The organism is Rurimicrobium arvi (assembly GCF_039540495.1).
Taxonomy (GTDB): Bacteria; Bacteroidota; Bacteroidia; order Chitinophagales; family Chitinophagaceae; genus Rurimicrobium; species Rurimicrobium arvi.
In genome coordinates this window covers 1-1,273 of sequence record NZ_BAABEZ010000009.1, presented here as the reverse complement: position 1 = coordinate 1,273, position 1,273 = coordinate 1, and the positions used below count along the sequence as shown (strand labels likewise).

Annotated in this window: 1 protein-coding gene; it reads right to left on the bottom strand. The window is 31.3% G+C overall.

Features of this window, described 5'->3' with window-relative positions; all coding sequences use genetic code 11:
• Positions 1–45: 45 nt before the first annotated feature.
• A protein-coding gene (locus ABD846_RS04715; protein WP_344823179.1) for an IS3 family transposase occupies positions 46–1,187 on the bottom strand; the annotation gives its coding sequence in 2 pieces (ribosomal slippage) (positions 46–917 and positions 917–1,187; 1,143 coding nt in all).
• Between the last annotated feature and the right edge of the window lie 86 nt (positions 1,188–1,273).

Here is a 1,273-nt window from a genome sequence, read left to right as displayed (position 1 = left end):
AGGTACTGACCCCCTTAAACGGGAACTTAATAAAAACACTATACTCTAGGTTGCTAATTCTCTGTATTTTACAGGGGATAAGTAGCCTAGTTTTTGTTGAATTCGATTATTATTATAGTTTTTAATGTACTTTTCGACAATATCTATTACAATGTGATTAGGGCTATTAAGCTCATTGTTGATGTAGAAAGTTTCAGACTTTAGCGAGGAATGGAAACTTTCTATCGGGGCATTATCGGCAGGTGTTCCCTTTCGGGACATACTTCTGATAATGCCTTTTTCTTCGCATAATTTATAATAAGCATAGGATGTATAAACACTGCCTTGATCACTATGTAATATACAACCCTCAGGTATATCGATTTGATTTAATGTATCATTAACTAAACTTTGGTCTTGTTTATCATCTATTTTATACGCCACAATTTCTCCGTTATAAATATCCATTATCGAAGATAAATACAACATAGAATGACCAAATGGTAAATAAGTAATATCGGTTGTTAATACTTCCATGGGACAACTCGCTTTAAATTGTCTTTGTAATAAATTGTCTGTTTTGTAATATGGTTTACCTATTCTTGTCGTCTTTTTAGGTCTAACTCGGCAGTTCAATTGATGTTCCTGCATAATTCTCTGTACTCTCTTATGATTAATTGGTGATGTATAACACTGATTAATCAAAGCTGTAATCTTACGATAACCGTATGTATAGTGATTAGCTTCACATAATTCAATGACTTTTTGTGTTACGGTATCATTTTTATAGGTTTTGTTTTTCCATCGGTAATATGTTGATTTAGGTATGTTTAATACTTCTAGTATCAATTTGATTGAATATTTTACTTTTAATTGATCCACTAAATCTATGACTACTGCTGGTACCACTTCCTTTCCAATGCCTTGTACTTTTTTAAAATATCCAATTCTATATCTTTTCTCTTATTTTCTAATTTTAATCGTTCTATTTCTGACAATTCTTCTAATCCTTTACCGTAGGTATATTGTTTCCCAACGTGTTGTGAAAATCTATAACTTTCCTCATTTCGATACCATCGCCACCAAGTTTCCACTTGTGTTCTATTTTTAATATTTAATTCTTTCATAATTTCTTTTGTCGAAAAACCAGCTATTTTCATTTCAACTGCTTTATACTTTGTTTCTACTGAATAAGATACTCTTTTCATAGAAAAAACACCTCCGCATGATTCATTTTAATATGAATTCAACGAAAGTGTTTTTATATAATTCCCACTAATTGGGGTCAGTCCAG